This window comes from Bradyrhizobium sp. UFLA05-153 (genome assembly GCF_054185185.1).
The window spans coordinates 67,431-86,121 of sequence record NZ_JBBIAM010000012.1 but is presented as its reverse complement, the minus strand read 5'-3'; the positions used below and the strand labels follow the sequence as shown (position 1 = coordinate 86,121).

The following is an 18,691-nucleotide window of genomic DNA, read 5'->3' as shown; positions in this document are numbered from 1 at the left end:
CCCTCTCCCCTGAACGCGGTCTAGCGTCCCCGCAACCAATCTCACATCGAGATTAGTCCCTAGGGGAGCACGCTTATGTTCCGTTTCAAATCGTTGCTGATGTATGCGGGCCTGCTCGGAAGCCTGTTCGGCTTTGCGTGCAGTCCCGTTTCCGCGCAGACCGCGATCGTCGAGCAGGGCAATGCCGCGCCTACCGCGCTGCAAGGCCCGGAGCAGCGCGTCGCGCTGGTGATCGGCAATTCGAACTACCAGAACGCGCCGCAGCTCGCGAACCCTGACAATGATGCGCAGTCGATGGCGCAATTCCTCAACTCCGCCGGGTTCGAGGTGATTTCCGCGACCGACCTGACCCAGAATGACATGCTGAGGGTCGTGCAGGACTTTTCCGCGAAGGTCGCCGCGCGCGGACCCAACACAGTTGCGATGGTCTACTACGCCGGTCACGGCGTGCAGCTTGCCGGCGAGAACTATCTCGTGCCGGTCGATGCAAAGGTCTCGAGCCCCACCGAGCTCGTCAACAACTCGGTGCGCCTCGTCGACGTGATGTCGACGCTCGAGACGATCCCGAGCCGCATGCGCATCGTCATTCTCGATGCCTGCCGCAACAATCCGTTCCCATACCTGACCGACGCCAGTCGTGGCCTTGCCATCGTCGACGCGCCGAACGGCTCGATCGTCGGCTACTCGACTGCGCCGGGCGCGGAGGCACTCGACGGCCGGGGCGGTCACAGTCCCTACACCCAGGCCTTCCTGAACGTCGCGCGCGAACCGAACGTGCCGATCGAGCAGCTGTTCAAGCGGGTGCGGCTGGAGGTGAACCACACCACCGACGGCCAGCAGACGCCGTGGGAAAGCTCATCGCTGACGAGCGACTTCTATTTCTTCGGCGACACCGCGGTTGCCGCCAACCGCCCGCCGGTGAAGTCGCCGGTCGTGCAGATGGCGTCCAACCTGCCGAGCCGCTCCGCGCGGCAGGCCTACGATTACGTGCTCTCCGAGGGCAATCCTGAGTACTATCAGGAGTTCGTCCGGATGTACCCGCACGACCCGCTGTGCGACCACATCCGCTGGCTGCTCGCCAACCTCTTGATGGTGGAAGCCTGGCACAAGGCCGTTCTCGCCAACTCGCCGCTCGCCTACAAGAACTTCCACGACAGCTACGCCAGCAGCCCCTATGCGACGCCGGCATTGAAGCTCCAGGTCGAGCCGAAGAAGATCCCGCTGATGCAGGCGACGCATTTCCTCGCGCCGCAGACCATCGCGCCGACGCTGAAGCTCGGCAATCTCGGTCCGACCAAGTACATCCCACTCGCGCAGCAGGGCAATGGCGGCGCGCAGAACAAGCCGATCCCGATCGACAGCAACGTCATCGGCAAGCTCGGCAATGGCGGCCAGATCGGCACGCCGCCTTCCAACAACCAGCCGAACACCACGCCGTCGCAGCTTCCGGGCAAGATCGTCACCCTGCCTGCGCCGACCAATGGCACGACCAACAACGGGACCGTCGGCAAGATCGTGACGCTGCCGGTAACCAACACCACGAATGCCGGCAACAACGCCAGCAACACCGGCAAGATCGTGACCCTGCCGGTGACGACCGCGGGCAAGGGCGGTTCGAACGTCGACATCAAGAACATCGACGTGAAGACCAACAACGTGCAAAGGCAGAACCAGCCGATCCGGACCAGCAACGGCAATACCGGTATCGTCAAGCAGAACAACAATCCGCCGAACAACATCCAGGCGCGGACCAACCATCCGCAGCTCAACACGATGCCGAACCGGATGGGCGGCGGCGCGATGAACAACAACTTCAAGCCGCAATATGCCCAGACGATGAATCAGGCACCGGCGAACGCCGGCATGAATCGCCGCGTCGGCTTCATGCACTGATCATCACGAACTGCAACAATGACGAAGGGCAGAGCAGCGATGCTCCGCCCTCTCTCCCATGTCAGGGTCGCGTGTGATTAAGTACGATCTCGGTTTTTACCTCTCCCCAGCGGGGAGAGGTAAACGGAGCTCTTCGACTCACACCAACCGACAAAGAATCAGGCCACGAGCTCGGCGAACAAATCGGCGTCGACATTGCCGCCCGAGAGCACGATGACGATGTTCTTGCCGGCAACATCGAGACGCCCCGCGAGCAGCGCGGCGAGGCCGACGGCGCCGCCGGGCTCGACCACCAGCTTCAGCTCGCGATAGGCAAACGCAACGGCCGCGCCGACCTCCGCGTCCGATGCGGTGACGCCGCGCGACAACAGCTTGCCGTTGATGGCAAAGGTCATCTCGCCCGGGATCAGCGCCATCAGCGCGTCGCAGATCGTGCGTCCTGCGGGCGCATGCGCCTCGCGGTGACCTACGGCGAGCGAGAGCTTGTGATCGTCGAACGCTTCGGGCTCGGCCACGACGAGCTGGGCCTGCGGATAGCGGGCTTTCACGGCGGTCGCGACGCCCGCGATCAGGCCCCCGCCGGAGGCCGGCGCCACGACGATATCGGGCGCGATACCGAGCGCCGCCATGTCCTCGGCGATCTCGCGGCCCGCGGTACCCTGCCCTGCGATGACGTAGGGATCGTCATAGGGCCTGACCAGCGTCGCGCCGCGCTTCTCGGCAATGCCGCGTGCGATCGCTTCGCGATCGTCACGGTCGCGATCGTACAGCACGACCTCGGCGCCGTAGGATTTGGTGCGCTCGCGCTTGGAGAGCGGCGCATCCGACGGCATCACGATGGTCGCCTGCATGTCGAGGATCTTTGCCGCGGCCGCCACACCCTGGGCGTGATTGCCTGACGAGAACGCGACCACGCCGCCGCTGCGCTTGTCCTGCGGGATCGAGGACACCTTGTTGAAGGCGCCACGGAACTTGAACGAGCCGGTCCGCTGCAACATCTCCGGCTTCAGGAACACCTTTGCACCGACGAGCTCGTTGAGCACAGGAAAGGACAAAAGCGGGGTGCGGATGGCGAAGGGCGCGATCACGCGCGCTGCGGCATCGATGTCGGCGGGTCCGACCGGGAGGGGCTGTTCCGTCATGGGTAATTTGTATCCCGGCCGCCCACGGCTGGGAAGACACCGCCGCGTGAGAGTATCAGGCGACGAAGCGCGGCTGTTCCCGTCCGCCTGCGTGCGGCAGCACGGCGCCGACGGCCCGGATGCTGTCGACGAAGGCGCGCGCCGAGGCCTCCCAGGTATGATTGGCGGCAAATTCGACGCAGGCCTGCCTGGAAATGTCGAGTGCGGCGAGGCAGGCGCTGCGCAGATCCTCGTCCAGCACCCCGACCGGTGCATCGCCGATCACGTCCCGCGGCCCCTTCACCGGGAAGGCCGCGACCGGCAGACCGCTCGCCAGCGCTTCGAGGAGCACGAGGCCAAAGGTGTCGGTCCGGCTCGGAAACACGAACACGTCGGCCGCGGCATAGATTTCGGCCAGCGCCTCGCCGTGCTTTTCGCCTAAGAAGATCGCCTGGGGATAGGCCTGCTCCAGGCCAGCGCGCGCCGGGCCGTCGCCGACGATCACCTTGGTGCCGGGCAGATCGAGGTCGAGGAATGCTTCCAGATTCTTCTCCACCGCGACGCGGCCGACGCAGAGGAACACCGGCGCGGGAAAGCAGAGATCGATGGCGCGGGGATAGAACAGCTTGTTGTCGACGCCGCGCGGCCACAGCACGACACTGTCAAAGCCGCGCTCGCTGAGCTCACGCGCCAGTGCCGGGGTCGCCGCCATCACGGCGCGGCTGGGCGCGTGGAAGCGGCGCAGCGCCCGCCAGATCAGCGATCCCGGAACCGGCACCCTGGCCCGGACATATTCAGGAAAGCGGGTGTGGAAGCTCGTCGTGAACGGCAGCTTGCGCTGCCGGCAATAGCGGCGGACCATGAGGCCGATCGGCCCTTCGGTCGCGATATGGATACTGTCGGGACGCGCTTCCTCGATAAGCTTTGCGATCTTCGCTGGCCGCGGCATCGCGAGCCGCACGTCGCGATAGCTCGGCATCGCGAAGGTACGGAACGATTGCGGGGTGAGGAAGCTGAACTCGACGTCCAGCGCCTTCGCGGCGTCGGCGAGCTTGGTCAGCGTCCGAACCACACCGTTGACTTGCGGGTGCCAGGCGTCGGTCGCGACCAGGATGCGCATCACGCAGCTCTTGCGGCCACCGGCACGACCGGCGCGGCCTTTCGCAACTGGTCGGCCCAGGTGATGATCTCGAATTGACCGTCGTCATGCTCGGCCAAGGCGGTGCAGCTCTCCACCCAGTCGCCGCAATTCATGTAGCGGATGCCGTTCTCGTCACGGATCACGGCATAGTGGATGTGGCCACAGATCACGCCGTCGGCCTCGTGGCGCCGTGCTTCGGCGGCAAGCGCCTGCTCGAACGCGCCGATATAGTTGACGGCGTTCTTGACCTTCAGCTTCGCCCATTGCGACAGCGACCAATAGGGCACGCCGAAGGCGCGACGGAAGAAGTTGACGAGCCGGTTCACCTGGATCGCGAAATCGTAGGCCTTGTCGCCGAGATGGGCGAGCCAGCGCGCGTTCTGCACCACGAGGTCGAAGATGTCGCCGTGGATCACGAGGTAACGCTTGCCGTCCGCGCCGGTGTGGACGGTGTTTTCGACCACATCGATGCCGCCGAAATGCGTGCCGTAATAGTTCCGCAGAAACTCGTCGTGATTGCCGGGGATGTAGATGACCTTGGCGCCCTTGCGCGCCTTGCGCAGCAGTTTCTGGACGAGATCGTTATGCGATTGCGGCCAGTACCAGCCTGATTTCAGCGCCCAGCCATCGACGATGTCGCCGACGAGATAGATGGTGTCGGCATCGTGGTAGCGCAGGAAGTCGAGCAGAAGATCGGCTTGCGAACCGCGGGCCCCGAGATGAACGTCGGAGATGAACAAGGTCCGAAAGCGCCGTTCGGGACTCTCGTCACTCATATCGTAACTTCCCATGCATCAGCCTGTAACAATGTCCCGTGACAGGGGGATGACCGATTGAACCTGTGAGGCACCCTCAGATACGAATCAAACTTTGCCTCGCCCTCCCCGCGGATATCAGCCGCATGCGACAATCAGGCGACATGGCGTCGCAGACGCCTCCGCAAAACTCCGGGAACCAATAGGTTTATTGGTTAACGCCAGCGGGCCGCGCGCGGCTGCCGCCGCCATCGCGGCCGACGTCAATAGAACTTGTGGAAATGATGGATCGGCCCGTGGCCGTGACCGACGCTGAAGCGGTCGGCCGCCGCAATCGCCGCGCTGATCCAGGCCTTGGCATTGCGCACGGCGGTCGCGAGGTCTTCGCCCTTGGCGAGACCTGCTGCGACGGCAGACGACAGCGAGCAGCCAGTGCCATGGGTATTTTTGGTGGAGACCCGCGGCGCGGCGAGCGCTATCAAGCCATCCGCGCTGACGAGATAGTCGATGCTCTCTGAGCCCCGCCCGTGCCCGCCCTTGATCAGCACCGCGCGAGCGCCAAGCGCGAGCAGGCGGCGCCCCTGGCTCTCGATCGCGGCCTCGCTGACTGCGACCGACTCATCGAGCAGCGCGGCGGCCTCGGGCAGGTTCGGCGTGATCACCGATGCAAGCGGAATGAGTCTTTTGCAGAGCGACTCGACGGCTTCTTCGGCCAGCAGCCGGTCGCCGGAGGTCGCGACCATCACGGGATCGAGCACGACATGCGGCGGCGACCATCGCGCCAGGCTGGAGGCGATCGCATCGATGCTGGCCGCCTGCGCCACCATGCCGATCTTGACCGCGCGGACATCGAGATCGGAGAACACCGCATCGATCTGCGCGGTCACGAATGCGGCGGGCACCGCATGAATGCCGGTCACGCCTTTGGTATTTTGCGCGGTCAGCGCCGTGATCGCGGAGGCGCCATAGACGCCGAGCGCGGCGAAGGTCTTCAGGTCGGCCTGGATGCCGGCGCCACCGCTCGAATCGGAGCCGGCGATGGTCAGCGCTGTGGGCGTCGTCATGGCGCGGCTTTTCGTTGGATCGGGGCCATGTTCTGTCCTAACCCGCAGATCCGGGGGCAGCAAGCTGGCTTGCGCCCGGGGCAGCAAGTTCGCTTGCTAAAGCCGGCCGATTTTGGCCTATTAGCCGCCAAATCATGCCTTCGGAGTAGCCGCGATGGTTCCTTTCTTCGTCCAGATCAAATGCAAGCTCGGCCAGTCCTACACGGTCGCCAACGCGCTCGCCGAAGCCGAGATCGCCTCCGAGATCTATTCCACGGCGGGTCACTACGACCTCTTGGTGAAGTTCTATGTCGACAAGGACACCGACATAGGCCACTTCATCAATGAGAAGGTGCAGATCCTGCCGGGCATCCAGGACACCCTCACCATCATCACCTTCAAGGCATTTGGCGGCCGCTAGCCGCCCTCCTTCCGCTTCGGCGGCGGCTTGGGTCCCTCGACCGGCGGCAGCGATTTCAGATATTCGGCCATCGCGGCGCGGTCCTCGGCCGTGAGCTGCGCGAGATTCTTGATCACGGGCCGCATCGCGCCGGAGGCGCTGTCGCCCTCTGGCATGTCGCCGGTCTCGAGGAAATCGGCGATGTCCTTCTCGCTCCAGTCGCCGATTCCCTTTTGCGTGATGTTCGGCACCCATCCCTCGCCTTCCGGACTGGGGCCGCCGGCAAAGCGCTGCGACGTGATGAGGCCGCCAAGCAGATTGCGCGGGCTGTGGCACTCGGCGCAGTGGCCAAAACTGTTCACGAGATAGGCGCCGCGATTCCATTGCGGCGAGCGCGCAGCATCCGCCACGAACGGCGCGCCGTCCATGAACAGCCATTTCCAGACCCCGACATTGCGGCGGATGTTGAACGGAAACGGCAGGTCGTGATCGCGCACCCTGCCCGACACGGCGGGCAGCGTCTTCAGATAGGCAAAGAGATCGCGGACATCGTCCACCTTCGCATGCGCGTAGGACGTATAGGGAAACGCCGGAAAGTAGTGCGAGCCATCAGGCGAAACACCCCTCATCACCGCATTGACGAAATCGACCTCGCTCCAGCGTCCGATGCCGTCGCTTGGGTCCTGCGAGATGTTCGGTGCGTAGAAGGTGCCGAACGGTGAGCCGATGGCAAGGCCTCCGCCGAGCCGCAGGCGGTCGGGCTGGTTCGGCACAGCGTGGCAGGCCGCGCAGCCGCCGGCGTTGAAGAGCTCCTGGCCGTTGACAAGATCGGGCGCGCGCGAGGTCGCCGGCAGCGCCAGTGCGACCGGCGCCGTGAGCCACCAATAGAGCGCGAGGCCGAGACCGGCGGCAAGCAGCGCAGCAATGATTGTTCGTCGCAACATTCGTGAGATCCGTCGATGTCCGGCGAACTTAAAGGCGTGGCCGCGGCCGCTCCAGCCACGAATAATTTAGATGGTTTGAACGCCCGACGGGAATAAATTCCAAATCGCACTGTTTGGAGGTTTGCCACCTTTCGAGGTCAACAGGGAGAGAACCATGAACAAGCCCCTTTTTGCCACACTCGCGCTGACGGCTGCATTTGCGTTTGCCGGACCCGCCTGCGCGGAGAAACTGAAGGCGACACTGGACGGCAAGGCTGAGGTGCCTGCGACGACCACAAGCGGCACCGGCACGGCCGATCTGGACTATGACGCCGCCAGCAAGAAACTCTCCTGGACCGTCACCTATTCCGGGCTCTCGGGCCCCGCGACCGCCGCTCACTTCCACGGCCCGGCCGAGACCGGCAAGAATGCCGGCGTCGCGGTCGCGATCCCGAATGCGGCGTCGAGCCCCGTCAAGGGCGAAGCGACGCTCACCGACGCGCAAGCCGCCGATCTGCTCAGCGGCAAATACTACGTCAACATCCACACCGCAGCGAACCCGGGCGGCGAGATCCGCGGCCAGGTGACGAAGTAAGCGCTGCATTATCTTGCCACGAAATGAGGCCGGGCGTTCGCAAGAGCGTCCGGCCTTTTTCCGGCCTACGACCGAAGAGGTGGCGCGAACCTGCTTCAACGTCGTCATGCGCAGCGAAGCAATCCAGGAATCTTTCCGCGGCAGCAGTCTGGATCGCTTCGCGGAGCCTGTCATCGGGCCGCGCGTTGCGCGGACCCGTTGGTTCGCAATGACGGAGCAAGGTGTTTCGCCGTCATCCTCTCACTCCCGCGAGGCACGTCACGAGCCTTGCATGTATCGAACAGGGTTGTTCGGATCCGACGTGAAGATGTCGGCAACTTCCGTGAAGAGCAGCGATATCGCCTTCTGCTTCAGGTCATCGAACCTCTCGAAACTGAAGTTGTTTCCACCCATTCGCAATTCGCCGAGTTGTCCCGCATATCCGGGTACGATCGGCGCGCCTTGCCGGGTCACCGCCACGTAGACGCTGATGTAGTTCTTCTGAAGAGCAACACCGATCACCGGCCATTCGGTGGTCTTCCCGGATTTGATCGCATAGCGAAATTTTCCATAGCCGATCATCTTCATCCGCATACCCGCCTCTCCCGCTTGTGTTCCCTTATGGAAAAACCGCTTGAGAGCCGGAGCGGCCTGGACGATCAGCTTGTGAAGGTTGACCAGGTCATTCTTTCGCTCTGGATCGAAATCGAGGTAGGCCTGCAATGTGTCTGCCGTCACGCGGAACATGTGAGTCTCGACCGCTGTTGCTGAACCAATGTGCTGTCGACGAATAGAGTATGCGCAGTGTGCCACGCGTCGGCATCGTCTGCTTGATCGAAATTGATCAGCACCGGACGCCGATGCGCAGTCCGCCTTGGCCTGGCGAAATTCGATGGTTTGACTGGTGATTTCGGGTTATGGTCGCTGGTCGCACGCGTTGCGCAGGCGGCCGACTTTTCGAACACAATGCAGCGTTCGCGCCGGATTGCCGTTTGAATGGCTGGGCCAAGCGACCGTTCGGGCACGTGACAAGGTCAGGTCATGGGCGGGCACTCGACCGATTTCCTCAACGGAGGCGGCAAGATGGGCGCGCTGATGCGCGCGCACGACTGGTTGACGTCACCGCTCGGTGTACCCGCGCAATGGCCGGACACGCTCAAGTCAACAGTCGCAACTTGCCTCAATTCCCGCTTTCCCATGGTCGTCTGGTGGGGGCCGCAGCTCATCATGCTGTACAATGATGCGTGGCAGCCCATCCTCGGCGAGACCAAGCATCCCCATGGCCTCGGCCGACCAGGCGCGGACTCCTGGCCCGACACCTGGCCGATAGTCGGTCAACAATTCGAAAGCGCGCTCAAAGGCGTTGCGAGCTGGTCGGAAGACCTGCTGCTGGCGAGCGACCGCCACGGATACATGCAGGAATGCTATTTCACGTACTCACACAGTCCGCTGATCGATGCCACCGGCAAGATCGTCGGCGTCCTCACGGCCGTCGTTGAAACGACCGCGCGCATCCTGACCGAGCGCCGGATGCGTGTCTTGGGTGCATTGTCAAAGGCGACGATCGAAGCAACGACGGGTGACGTGACGATCGAGGAGACCTGTCAGAATCTCCTGGATCTGCTCTGTTCCGACAATCCCGACATCCCGTTCGCCGTTCAGTACATCGCCGACGAGAGCGGGCACGCTCGGCTTGTCGCTGCAAGCCAGATCGATCGCGCCCTGTTTCCGTCCTCGTTGTCGGCCCTATCACCCGACGATGTATGGGGCATCGTCAATGTCCTCAAGACGCGCGCGCTGCGGATCATCGAGCGATCGCCCGAACCGCGGTTCGCGCTGCCGGGCGGCAGCTGGCCTGAACCGACGACGCAACTCGTCGCATTGCCGCTTTTGCGCAAGAGCCCCGGTAACAACCTGGTGGGCGCGTTGCTCATCGGCGCCAATTCGCGCCTGCATCTCGATTCAGAATATCTTGATTTCCTGATGCTGGTCGCCGCCGAGCTGGCGGGATCAATATCGGCCCTCCGGAGCATCGAGACGGAACAGCGCTCCGCGCGAGCCAAGGAGCTTCTGGTGCGAGAATTGCAGCACCGAAGTCGCAATTTGCTCGCTGTGGTCCGGTCAATCTCGGAACGGACACGCGCGACGAGCACGTCGCTTGACGATTATGCAGGCGACTTCAACGGGCGCCTGGGCGCGCTTTCGCGGGTTCAGGGCCTTCTCTCCCGCGAGGAGTCGGAAGCGATTGGCCTTGATGAGCTCGTGCACATGGAAATGAATTCGCTGGGCGTAACGGACTCCTCCGACGTCTCGATTGGAGGTCCGAACCTGGCCCTTCCTCGGGATTCCGTGCAGATGCTTTCGCTCGCCCTGCATGAACTGGGCACGAACTCCATCAAGCACGGTGTCCTCAACGGCTCCGGCGGCACCCTGGAGATCCGCTGGAAGCTGGCGAGCACCGACAAGCCCGCCCTGCGTCTCGAATGGAGCGAACGCAGACGCAAGCTCGCCGAGCTGGTCGTATCGCATCGACACGGGTTCGGCCGGACGCTGCTCGAACAGGCACTGCCCGGACAGCTTGGGGCGACGACGCGGTTCGATTTGCGGCCTGACGGCTTGCAGTGCGTCATCGAGCTACCCGTTGAATCCGCAACATGACGGCTGCGGAGCAAAGCGCTCAATCAGGCCGGACGGGCCGAAATGTGCTCGTCGTCGAAGGCGAATTCTAAACTCAGCTCACGGCCCACTTTTCTCTCGCCTGCATGATCGAGCTCGGCTAACGTTGACGGGCCCAGAGGAAGCAATCCATGATTGTGCTGCGAGCCGGCCTGCTGGCAGCACTGCTGTGCCTCGCCGGACTATCGTTTCACCCCGTAAGCATCGCGACTTAAACCATGCCCTCGCCCGACATCCAGCGTCGCATCGGCGAAGTCTGCGCGCGCCTCATGACGAAGGTGGTCGAGCGGGGCGACCCTCGCGCCTGCCAAGCGCTCGCGGACCGCATGGCCGCCTACCATGTGCCGGGCGTCAGCATTGCCGTTATCCATGAGGGTACCATCGAATGGGCGCAGGGATTTGGGGTCGTCGAGGCAGGTGGCGATCCCGTCACGACCGAGACGCTCTTCCAGGCCGGAAGCATCAGCAAGCCCGTCGCCGCGATGGCTGCGCTTCATCTTGTCGAACAAGCCAAGCTCTCGCTCGATGCGGACGTCAATCAGGCACTGACTTCTTGGACAATTCCGCCGAGCGCGGCCGCACCGGGAGCCGTGGTCACGCTGCGCGAGCTGCTCAGTCACGCCGCCGGACTCACTGTGCACGGATTTCCGGGCTACGCCGCGAGTGCAGCCGTTCCCACGCTCGTCCAGATTCTCGATGGTGTGACGCCCGCCAACACTGCTCCCATCCGCCTCGAGGCCGTCCCCGGCAGCCGTTGGAAATACTCGGGTGGCGGCTACACGGTGATGCAGCAATTGCTGCTCGACGTTTCGCAACAGCCCTTTCCCGAACTGCTGCGCGACATCGTGCTGGCGCCGATCGGCATGACCCACAGCACCTACGAACAACCGCTGCCGGTGGTGCTGCGCGTCCAGGCCGCAACACCCTACAAAGCAGACGGCGCGCCCATAGAAGGCGGCTTCCATACCTATCCGGAAATGGCAGCCGCCGGGCTGTGGACGACGCCGACCGATCTCGCGCGGTGCGCGATCGAGGTCCAGCGCTCGCTGCGCGGCGATGCCAACCACGTGCTCTCAGCCGATATGACCAGCCAAATGCTCGATGCGGGCATTGGCAAGCATGGCCTCGGTTTCGAGATCGGGGGCTCGCCCGAAAATCCCTTCTTCTGGCATGGCGGGATCGACGCAGGTTTCGAAGCCGTGCTCGCCGCCTATCAGCGCAGCGGCAACGGCGCGGTCGTGATGACCAATGCACAAGGCGGCCATGTCCTGGCCCACGAGATCTTGCGCGGTATCGCCTCGGTCTATGGCTGGCCGGATTTCCATCCGATCGTCCGGGCGAGCGTCAAGGTCGCCCCCGCCATTCTCGCGACCTATGTCGGCGTCTATGAGATCACGCCCACATTTTCGATCGCCGTCACGCTGGAGGGTGAGCAACTGACAGCGCAGGCGACCCATCAGCGCAAGCTGCCGCTCTTTGCCGAGTCCCAGACCAGGTTCTCCGCGAAGATCGTCGACGCCCGGCTGGAATTCTTCGCAACCGACACAGGACAAATCTCCCATCTGGTTCTTCATCAGGACGGCAATGATATGCGGGGCGAGCGAAAGCGGTAACCAGCTCGCAGCGCGTCCTGCGAGCTGCAAGCGCAAATTAGCCGCGCCTTGCCGCCTTGATCGCGGCGACGTCGATCTTCTTCATCCCCATCATCGCGTCGAACGCGCGCTTTGCTTCGCCACCGCCGGCTGCGAGCGCCTCCATCAGCACCCGCGGGGTGATCTGCCAGGAAATGCCCCATTTGTCCTTGCACCAGCCGCACGCGTTTTCCTGCCCGCCATTGCCGACGATGGCATTCCAGTAGCGGTCTGTCTCCTCCTGATCGTCGGTCGCGATCTGGAACGAGAAGGCTTCGCTATGTCTAAACATGGGACCGCCATTGATGCCGAGACAAGGAATTCCGGCCACCGTGAATTCGACCGTCAGCACATCGCCCGCCTTGCCGGATGGATAGTCACCGGGCGCACGGCGGACGGCGCTCACTTTGCTGTCGGGGAACGTCTCGGCGTAAAAGCGGGCAGCAGTTTCGGCGTCCTTGTCGTACCAGAGGCAAATCGTGTTCTTTGCCATTCGCGAGTCCTTTCAGTTCCACCCCGATCAGGTTCATCCCCGCCTCGCCCTGATATCGTCGCAGCCAATGGCAATTTCTTGACCCGTCTCGCGTCAGCTTTCAGATTTCGGAACAGACTCGCGCGCGGCGCCCACCGCCTCCGCGATCCATGGCTTTGTCGAACAGCTACCGTCGGCCCATCAGGCTCTTTAGATTGCCAGCTCGAGGACCCGTGCATCGCCAACGTCGAATCCGCTGTGACACCTCCACCGCGCCTAAGCCACGCTCAACGCCTGCGTGAGATCAGCAATCAGGTCCGCGGGGTTTTCGATGCCGATCGAGAGGCGAATCGTGGAATCCAGAACACCGATCTTTTGGCGGATGTCCGCGGGAACGCCGGAATGGGTCATGGTCGCAGGCAGGCTGGCCAGCGACTCCGTTCCACCCAGGCTCACCGCCAGCTTGAGGATTTGCAGCGCGTTGAGGAATTTCACGGCCGCCGCCTTGCCGCCGACGATGTCGAAGGAGAATGTCGATCCCGCCCCTAAGCATTGCCGCGCGAACACGCGTCCGGCCGGCGACGTCTCTTCGTGGTGACCGAGATAGTGGACCTTCGCCACCTTGGGGTGGTCGCGCAGGAAGTCGGCCACGAGCCGCGCATTGCCGTCGGCCTTCTCCATGCGGATGCTCAGCGTCTCCAGGGAACGGCTGATCATCCAGCACGAGTGCGGATCGAGCTGCGTGCCGATGGCGCCGCGCAGCGCCTTGACGCCCTTGATGACGGCCTTGGCGCCGAGCGCGGCGCCGGCGATGAGGTCGGAATGACCGCCGACATATTTGGTCAGCGAGTACAGCGAAATATCCGCGCCGTGCTCGATCGGCCGCTGAAACACAGGGCCGAGCAGCGTGTTGTCGCACGCGATGATCGGCGTGTTGCCCTGGGCCTTGCCGATGGCGTCGGCAACGCGGCGGATCATCGCGATATCGACGAGGCCGTTGGTCGGATTGGCCGGGGTTTCGATGATGATCATCGCAACGCGGCCCCTTCGGATGGCCTCCTCGGAGGCTTGGCTGACCGCGCCTTCGTCGATGCCATCAGCAAAGCCGACGGCGCTGATCGAAAGGCGTGCGAGCGTGTTGGTCAGCAGGGTTTCCGTCCCGCCATAGAGTGGCTGGGAGTGCAGGATGACGTCGCCCGGGCGGACGAAGGCGAGGATCGTGGTCGCGATCGCCGCCATGCCGGATGAGAACAGCGCGCAGCTCTCGGTGCGCTCATAGACAGAGAGCCTGTCCTCGACGATCTCGCTGTTGGGATGATTGAACCGCGAATAGACGAGGCCTGCCCCCATCCCTTCCGGCGGCTCGCGCCGGCCGGAGACGAAATCGAAGAAGTCCTGCCCGTCCTCGGCCGTCCTGAACACGAAGGTCGAGGTCAAAAACACCGGCGGCTTGATGGCGCCTTCCGACAGTTGCGGATCATAGCCATAGGTCAGCATCAGGGTTTCCGGATGCAGCATATGGTTGCCGATGTGGGTCTTGGACGGGAACGGTTTTGCCATGGCCTGTCTCGCTGTCCTTGATTCGGATCCTCGCCGTGCGCTGGAACCCTGCAATCGAAAGCAGTCAGGAATTGGATGCGCCGGCATCCAACGACTCATCGTCAACGTCGCGGCGGCTGGTGTTCAGGATAGCGCATACTTCGCGCGCTGACAGCGACTCGCCGGGCCCTTCGAAAGAATTTCCTCCGCGGGCGTTGGCAGTGAGAGTGTCGCGGAGGTGTGCGACAATCTCGTCATTGCGAGCGCAGCGAGGCAACTGCATGAGCGAAGCGACATGCGGGGACACCTGCCCCGGATTTCGCTGCGCTTCATCCAGGCTACGAGTTCTATCGGCCCGCACGGGGCCGACAGGCTACTTCAACTTCACGCGATAGGTTTCGTGGCAGTCGCTGCAGCGGTCGTTGATGCTGGTGTAGGCGGCCTTCAGGGTGGCGACGTTGTGGACCTTGCCCTTGGCGTCCGCGATCGCCTTCTGCACCGGCGGGATCTTGGAATCGAAGTCGGCCTTGTTCTGCCAGACCTTTTGCGAGGCACCGTAGGTGGCGTTGACCACATCCTCCTTGGGATTGACTTCGAACGTCTTCGCGATCTTAGCGACGCTCTGTTCCAGGTCGGCGAGCGCCTGGTCGACCGCTTTCTGATTGTAGGGAATGTTGCCTTTCGACATCTTCTGGATGACGTCATACAGGCTCTTGGCCTGCGAGCGCATCAGATTGTCCTGCTGAACGGCAATCTCCTGCTGCGCCATCACGGCGCCGGCACCCAGCAACAAGGTGCCCACGACAATAATCGTCCGTTTCATCTGGTATTTCTCCGGGCTCGCAGACGTTTCAAGAGAGGGCCATGCTCCGCATAGCGGGAGGCATGGCCCATCCCTGAATAGAACCCCGCCGCGGGCTTTTATTCCCGCGTGCGGAGATCACGCATTAGAGGCTGTGACGGCGATGGTGCTCGGTGATGGCGATCCACACCCGCTCCGGCGTTGCCGGCATGTCGATGTGGTCGATCTTGTATTCGCGCCAGAGGCCCTCGACGATGGCATTGACGACCGCGGGGCACGAGCCGATCGCGCCGGCCTCGCCCGCGCCCTTCACCCCCAGCGGATTGGTCTTGCAGGGAACGTTGTGGGTCTCGAACACGAAGGCCGGACCGTCGGCCGCGCGCGGCAGCGCGTAGTCCATATAGGTGCCGGTGACGAGCTGGCCGTCACCCGCGCCATAGACCACCTGCTCCATCAGCGCCTGGCCGATGCCCTGCATGGCGCCGCCATGCACCTGGCCGGCGAGCAGCAGCGGATTGAGCGTCTTGCCGAAATCGTCGACGATCACGTAGTTGACGATCTTGATCACACCGGTGGCCGGGTCGATCTCGACCTCCGCCAGATGCGTACCATTCGGGTAGGTGCCGTCGGCGCTGGCAAAGGTCGCGCTGCCGTTCATCTTCGATGGGTCGGCGCCGGGGCGCTTGGCGAGATCGGCAAAGGAGATCGAGCGGTCGGTGCCGGCGATGCGGATTGCGCCGGCTGAAATCTCGAGGTCGCCGGCGCTTGCCTCCAGCGCCTGCGCCGCGATCTCCTTCAGCTTCTTGCCGAGCTCACCCGAGGCGCGCTCCACGCAGACACCGCCCGTGGGAATCGAGGCGGAGCCGCCGGTGCCGAGCCCGGTCGCGATCTCGTCGGTGTCGCCCTGGCGGATATGCACGCGCTCCGGCGGCAGGCCGAACTGCTCAGCAACGATCTGGGCGTAAGCCGTCTGGTGGCCCTGCCCGCTCGACTGCGTGCCGATCAGGACGGTGACGTCGCCATTGGGGTCGAGCCGCACATTGGCGGTCTCTTCGCCCATCACGCCGCAGATCTCGACATAGCTCGCAAGGCCAATGCCGCGGACCAGGCCCTGCTTCTTGGCCGCCTTGGCGCGCTTGGGAAACTCCTTCCACTCCGCGATCTCCATCGCGCGCTTGAGATGCGCGGCGAAGTCGCCGGAGTCGTAGACCTTGCCGGTGGCCGTCTTGTAGGGCAGCGCCTTCGGCTGGATGAAGTTCTTGCGACGGATGGCGTCGGGCGTCATGTCGAGCTTGCGCGCGCAGGCATCGACGAGACGCTCGATGACGTACGCCGCCTCAGGCCGGCCTGCGCCGCGATAGGCGTCGACCGGCACGCTGTGGGTGAAGATGGTGCGCACGCGGCAGTGGAAGGCCTGGATGTCGTAGAGGCCCGGGAGCATGCCGGCGCCGCCATGCGGGATATAGGGCCCGAAGGTCGACAGATACGCGCCCATGTCGCCCATCAGGTCGCAATCCATCGCGAGAAACTTGCCGTCCTCGGCAAGCGCCATCTTCGCAGTGGTGACGTTGTCGCGGCCCTGCGCATCACCCATGAAATGCTCGGAGCGGTCGGCCGCCCATTTCACTGCCTTCTTCAGCTTTCGCGCCGCGACCGCCATCAGTGCGTATTCGCGATAGGGAAACAGCTTCGTGCCGAAACCGCCGCCGACATCGGGGCAGATCACCCGCATCTTGTCGGTCGGGATATTGAGCACGTTCTGGCAGAGGATGTCGCGCAGGCGGTGGCTGCCCTGGCTGCCGACCGTCAGCGTCAGGTGGTCGCGCTTGGCGTCGTATTCGCAAACGGCTGCACGCGTCTCCATGAAGCTCGCGACCACGCGCGGATTGACGATGGAGATCTCGGCAACCGCATGCGCTTTCGCAAAGACGGCTTCGGTTGCGGCCTTGTCACCGATCGAGACGTCGAACAGCACGTTGCCAGGCTTGTCCGGCCAGACCTGCGGCGCGCCCTGCTTCACGGCGTTGACGACGCCGGTCACGGCCGGCAGCGGGCTCCATTTCACCTCGATCGCCTCGATCGCATCGCGGGCCTGGTCGATGGTCTCGGCGACCACGAAGGCGATGGAATCGCCGACATGGCGCACCTCGTCCTTGGCGAGGATCGGGTAAGGCGGCCCGGTGAACGGATCGGTCTCGAGGTTGAACAGGCATGGCAGATTGCCGAGATCCCCGACGTCGTCGGCGGTCAGGATCAGCGCGACGCCCGGCAGCGCGCGGGCGCGGCTCACATCGATCGTATACTTGGCGTGCGCGTGCGGCGAGCGCAGCATCAGGCAGCGCAAGGCCGCCTGCGGCGCATAGTCATCGGTATAGCGGCCCTTGCCGCGGATCAGTACGTCATCCTCCTTGCGCAGCACGCTTTGGCCAACGCCAAACTTGATGGGAGCAGCCATTTTCTCTCCATGCCCTCATGGTTGTTTTGCCGCATATTGCAGCGGATCGGCGGGCAGCGCAAACGGCTTTAGCCATGCATGATGGCCGCAGGCCGGGAAAAGCGCTCCCCGCCCGCGCGGATGGCGGGGGCGGGGCCGGGAGTCACGAGGTAGAGGACCGACAACGCCGCGAGACAGCGTCGATACAGGGCGCTTCTCCAGGCGTCCCTTTCCAACTTGGCGAAACCGATCGACGCAAAGCTTTCGGTAGCCGAATCGGACGTGCTTGTTCGCGAAGCGCATGTCCGATTCTGACGGTTGATCCGTTACATCCGGCCCCATAGATACCTCGTGCTATCTCTAAGCGTATCGATAGCCCGTTCAGGTGTGAGGAAGTCAATCTCACTGCGGGTCAAGCCGATATCCATCAGTTCCCTGTCACTCAGGTCCTGCAAGGTGGCTCGCAAGCTCTGGCGCTGGCGCCGCTCCTGAAACTCACGCCAATATCGCTTGAGCAGGCTTAAGGCGCTCCCTGTCGCTGCGGCCGCTCGTCCAGCAGCATCCTTTTCCGACAAAGTGTCGTCCGGCACTGCAATGGACGCATTGAGGCCGGGCGCTGCGGCATCGCGCTCGGTCCCGGATGTGATGTTCGTCTGTTGGGGTGGCATCGGATGCTCCTGCTGTTGTGCCGGCAGGGAGCGTGGCCAAACAAAAGGCCCCGTCCGATGCCGGCGGGGCCTGGTGAAAAGATGTCGTCGTCGAATTCTTAGCGCGCGACTCCTTCCACGGCCCAGCCGAAGCGGGTCATGTGCTTGAAGTTGACGTTGCGCACTACTGTGTTCATGAGGCGCCAATACCACGGCGATCGGGCAAAATCAAGGGATGTGCGGAAGTAGGGCGCATCCTAGAGGCGAGCGCCCCGCTCCGCCGAATTGCCCCTACGCGATGGGCATTCCAATGCCACCGCCACCCCTGTGGGGACGCTCGAAGAAACCGAACGGCGCGGATGGGATCAAATCGACGCAGGCGCTCGAGCAACTATGGACTAGGAGGGGAACGTCATCCGTGCCAACCCGCTGAGTTGTCCAGAAAAGCTGCGGGGTTCTTTCACCGAATGGCTGATCGCAAACGCTGCAGGTCGTAGGGAGCATAGCCTCAATCGGACCTGAAAGTCGCGGGAATGGCAGTCCCGTCTTCTTATTCCCGTAGAGCGCGCGAGTGCTCATCCTGCTTACGCTCAGGTTTGCGCATCGTGAGACTTCGTAAGGTAGCCAATGCAGCGAATAA

General features: G+C 63.5%; 16 protein-coding genes. 5 read left to right on the top strand and 11 right to left on the bottom strand.

Annotation, left to right across the window (positions count from 1 at the left end; genetic code table 11):
• Positions 1–75: 75 nt before the first annotated feature.
• Positions 76–1,893: a caspase family protein gene (locus Q2941_RS10090; RefSeq protein WP_458192348.1), complete on the top strand. Its 1,818-nt coding sequence runs from the start codon at positions 76–78 to the stop codon at positions 1,891–1,893.
• Between the two features lie 158 nt (positions 1,894–2,051).
• Here the strand turns inward: Q2941_RS10090 and Q2941_RS10085 are convergent, their stop codons facing one another.
• The 4 genes from Q2941_RS10085 to thiD form a co-directional block, all read right to left on the bottom strand.
• Positions 2,052–3,035 (bottom strand): threonine/serine dehydratase family protein, encoded by a 984-nt coding sequence (locus Q2941_RS10085; RefSeq protein WP_027528616.1) that lies wholly within the window; start codon positions 3,033–3,035, stop codon positions 2,052–2,054.
• A gap of 55 nt (positions 3,036–3,090) precedes the next feature.
• On the bottom strand, positions 3,091–4,134 hold the full coding sequence (locus Q2941_RS10080) for a glycosyltransferase family 4 protein (protein WP_458192347.1): 1,044 nt from the start codon (positions 4,132–4,134) through the stop codon (positions 3,091–3,093).
• Positions 4,134–4,946 (bottom strand): UDP-2,3-diacylglucosamine diphosphatase, encoded by an 813-nt coding sequence (locus tag Q2941_RS10075; RefSeq protein WP_254111606.1) that lies wholly within the window; start codon positions 4,944–4,946, stop codon positions 4,134–4,136. The genes Q2941_RS10080 and Q2941_RS10075 overlap by 1 nt, the downstream gene beginning before the upstream one ends.
• Before the next feature lie 227 nt (positions 4,947–5,173).
• Positions 5,174–5,974 (bottom strand): bifunctional hydroxymethylpyrimidine kinase/phosphomethylpyrimidine kinase, encoded by an 801-nt coding sequence (gene thiD, locus Q2941_RS10070; protein ID WP_458192346.1) that lies wholly within the window; start codon positions 5,972–5,974, stop codon positions 5,174–5,176.
• A gap of 154 nt (positions 5,975–6,128) precedes the next feature.
• Between thiD and Q2941_RS10065 the strand changes: the two genes are divergently transcribed.
• Entirely contained in the window at positions 6,129–6,374 is a 246-nt protein-coding gene (locus Q2941_RS10065) for an Lrp/AsnC ligand binding domain-containing protein (RefSeq protein WP_027528612.1), read from the top strand.
• Here the strand turns inward: Q2941_RS10065 and Q2941_RS10060 are convergent.
• The gene (locus Q2941_RS10060) at positions 6,371–7,297 is read right to left on the bottom strand and encodes a c-type cytochrome (RefSeq protein ID WP_458192345.1); all 927 of its coding nucleotides are present in this window, start codon (positions 7,295–7,297) and stop codon (positions 6,371–6,373) included. The two genes, Q2941_RS10065 and Q2941_RS10060, sit on opposite strands and share 4 nt — an antisense overlap.
• Positions 7,298–7,451: 154 nt before the next feature.
• Between Q2941_RS10060 and Q2941_RS10055 the strand changes: the two genes are divergently transcribed.
• On the top strand, positions 7,452–7,871 hold the full coding sequence (locus Q2941_RS10055) for a CHRD domain-containing protein (RefSeq protein ID WP_458192344.1): 420 nt from the start codon (positions 7,452–7,454) through the stop codon (positions 7,869–7,871).
• Between the two features lie 258 nt (positions 7,872–8,129).
• On the opposite strand, the gene Q2941_RS10050 is transcribed toward Q2941_RS10055, so the two are convergent.
• On the bottom strand, positions 8,130–8,597 hold the full coding sequence (locus tag Q2941_RS10050; RefSeq protein ID WP_458192343.1) for a hypothetical protein: 468 nt from the start codon (positions 8,595–8,597) through the stop codon (positions 8,130–8,132).
• Positions 8,598–8,891: 294 nt separating this feature from the next.
• On the opposite strand from Q2941_RS10050, the gene Q2941_RS10045 reads away from it, so the two are divergent.
• Together Q2941_RS10045 and Q2941_RS10040 are read left to right on the top strand one after the other, a co-directional pair.
• Positions 8,892–10,508 (top strand): sensor histidine kinase, encoded by a 1,617-nt coding sequence (locus Q2941_RS10045; protein ID WP_458192342.1) that lies wholly within the window; start codon positions 8,892–8,894, stop codon positions 10,506–10,508.
• A gap of 236 nt (positions 10,509–10,744) precedes the next feature.
• Positions 10,745–12,139, top strand: coding sequence for a serine hydrolase (locus tag Q2941_RS10040; RefSeq protein WP_458192341.1), 1,395 nt, complete (start codon positions 10,745–10,747; stop codon positions 12,137–12,139).
• A 37-nt stretch (positions 12,140–12,176) separates the two neighbouring features.
• Here Q2941_RS10040 and Q2941_RS10035 read toward each other — a convergent pair whose 3' ends face one another.
• The 5 genes from Q2941_RS10035 to Q2941_RS10015 all read right to left on the bottom strand — a co-directional run bounded on the left by Q2941_RS10035 (position 12,177) and on the right by Q2941_RS10015 (position 18,072).
• Complete coding sequence (locus Q2941_RS10035; RefSeq protein WP_458192340.1) at positions 12,177–12,650, bottom strand: VOC family protein; 474 nt, start codon at positions 12,648–12,650, stop codon at positions 12,177–12,179.
• A gap of 255 nt (positions 12,651–12,905) precedes the next feature.
• The gene (locus Q2941_RS10030) at positions 12,906–14,189 is read right to left on the bottom strand and encodes a cystathionine gamma-synthase family protein (RefSeq protein WP_458192339.1); all 1,284 of its coding nucleotides are present in this window, start codon (positions 14,187–14,189) and stop codon (positions 12,906–12,908) included.
• A 352-nt stretch (positions 14,190–14,541) separates the two neighbouring features.
• Positions 14,542–14,991, bottom strand: a complete 450-nt coding sequence (locus Q2941_RS10025) for a cytochrome c (protein ID WP_458192338.1) — start codon at positions 14,989–14,991, stop codon at positions 14,542–14,544.
• Positions 14,992–15,115: 124 nt separating this feature from the next.
• Positions 15,116–17,425, bottom strand: a complete 2,310-nt coding sequence (locus tag Q2941_RS10020) for a xanthine dehydrogenase family protein molybdopterin-binding subunit (RefSeq protein ID WP_458192337.1) — start codon at positions 17,423–17,425, stop codon at positions 15,116–15,118.
• Positions 17,426–17,730: 305 nt separating this feature from the next.
• Positions 17,731–18,072: a DUF1127 domain-containing protein gene (locus tag Q2941_RS10015; protein ID WP_458192336.1), complete on the bottom strand. Its 342-nt coding sequence runs from the start codon at positions 18,070–18,072 to the stop codon at positions 17,731–17,733.
• Positions 18,073–18,691: the final 619 nt, after the last annotated feature.

Excerpts from the sequence above, each read along its gene's own strand:
- Q2941_RS10075 (WP_254111606.1), bottom strand. The coding sequence starts at position 4,946 with ATGGGAAGTTACGATATGAGTGACGAGAGTCCCGAACGGCGCTTTCGG.
- Q2941_RS10080 (WP_458192347.1), bottom strand. The coding sequence starts at position 4,134 with ATGCGCATCCTGGTCGCGACCGACGCCTGGCACCCGCAAGTCAACGGT.
- thiD (WP_458192346.1), bottom strand. The coding sequence starts at position 5,974 with ATGACGACGCCCACAGCGCTGACCATCGCCGGCTCCGATTCGAGCGGT.
- Q2941_RS10040 (WP_458192341.1), top strand. The coding sequence starts at position 10,745 with ATGCCCTCGCCCGACATCCAGCGTCGCATCGGCGAAGTCTGCGCGCGC.
- Q2941_RS10020 (WP_458192337.1), bottom strand. The coding sequence starts at position 17,425 with ATGGCTGCTCCCATCAAGTTTGGCGTTGGCCAAAGCGTGCTGCGCAAG.
- Q2941_RS10025 (WP_458192338.1), bottom strand. The coding sequence starts at position 14,991 with ATGAAACGGACGATTATTGTCGTGGGCACCTTGTTGCTGGGTGCCGGC.
- Q2941_RS10050 (WP_458192343.1), bottom strand. The coding sequence starts at position 8,597 with ATGTTCCGCGTGACGGCAGACACATTGCAGGCCTACCTCGATTTCGAT.
- Q2941_RS10085 (WP_027528616.1), bottom strand. The coding sequence starts at position 3,035 with ATGACGGAACAGCCCCTCCCGGTCGGACCCGCCGACATCGATGCCGCA.
- Q2941_RS10035 (WP_458192340.1), bottom strand. The coding sequence starts at position 12,650 with ATGGCAAAGAACACGATTTGCCTCTGGTACGACAAGGACGCCGAAACT.
- Q2941_RS10030 (WP_458192339.1), bottom strand. The coding sequence starts at position 14,189 with ATGGCAAAACCGTTCCCGTCCAAGACCCACATCGGCAACCATATGCTG.
- Q2941_RS10045 (WP_458192342.1), top strand. The coding sequence starts at position 8,892 with ATGGGCGGGCACTCGACCGATTTCCTCAACGGAGGCGGCAAGATGGGC.
- Q2941_RS10015 (WP_458192336.1), bottom strand. The coding sequence starts at position 18,072 with ATGCCACCCCAACAGACGAACATCACATCCGGGACCGAGCGCGATGCC.
- Q2941_RS10055 (WP_458192344.1), top strand. The coding sequence starts at position 7,452 with ATGAACAAGCCCCTTTTTGCCACACTCGCGCTGACGGCTGCATTTGCG.
- Q2941_RS10090 (WP_458192348.1), top strand. The coding sequence starts at position 76 with ATGTTCCGTTTCAAATCGTTGCTGATGTATGCGGGCCTGCTCGGAAGC.
- Q2941_RS10065 (WP_027528612.1), top strand. The coding sequence starts at position 6,129 with ATGGTTCCTTTCTTCGTCCAGATCAAATGCAAGCTCGGCCAGTCCTAC.
- Q2941_RS10060 (WP_458192345.1), bottom strand. The coding sequence starts at position 7,297 with ATGTTGCGACGAACAATCATTGCTGCGCTGCTTGCCGCCGGTCTCGGC.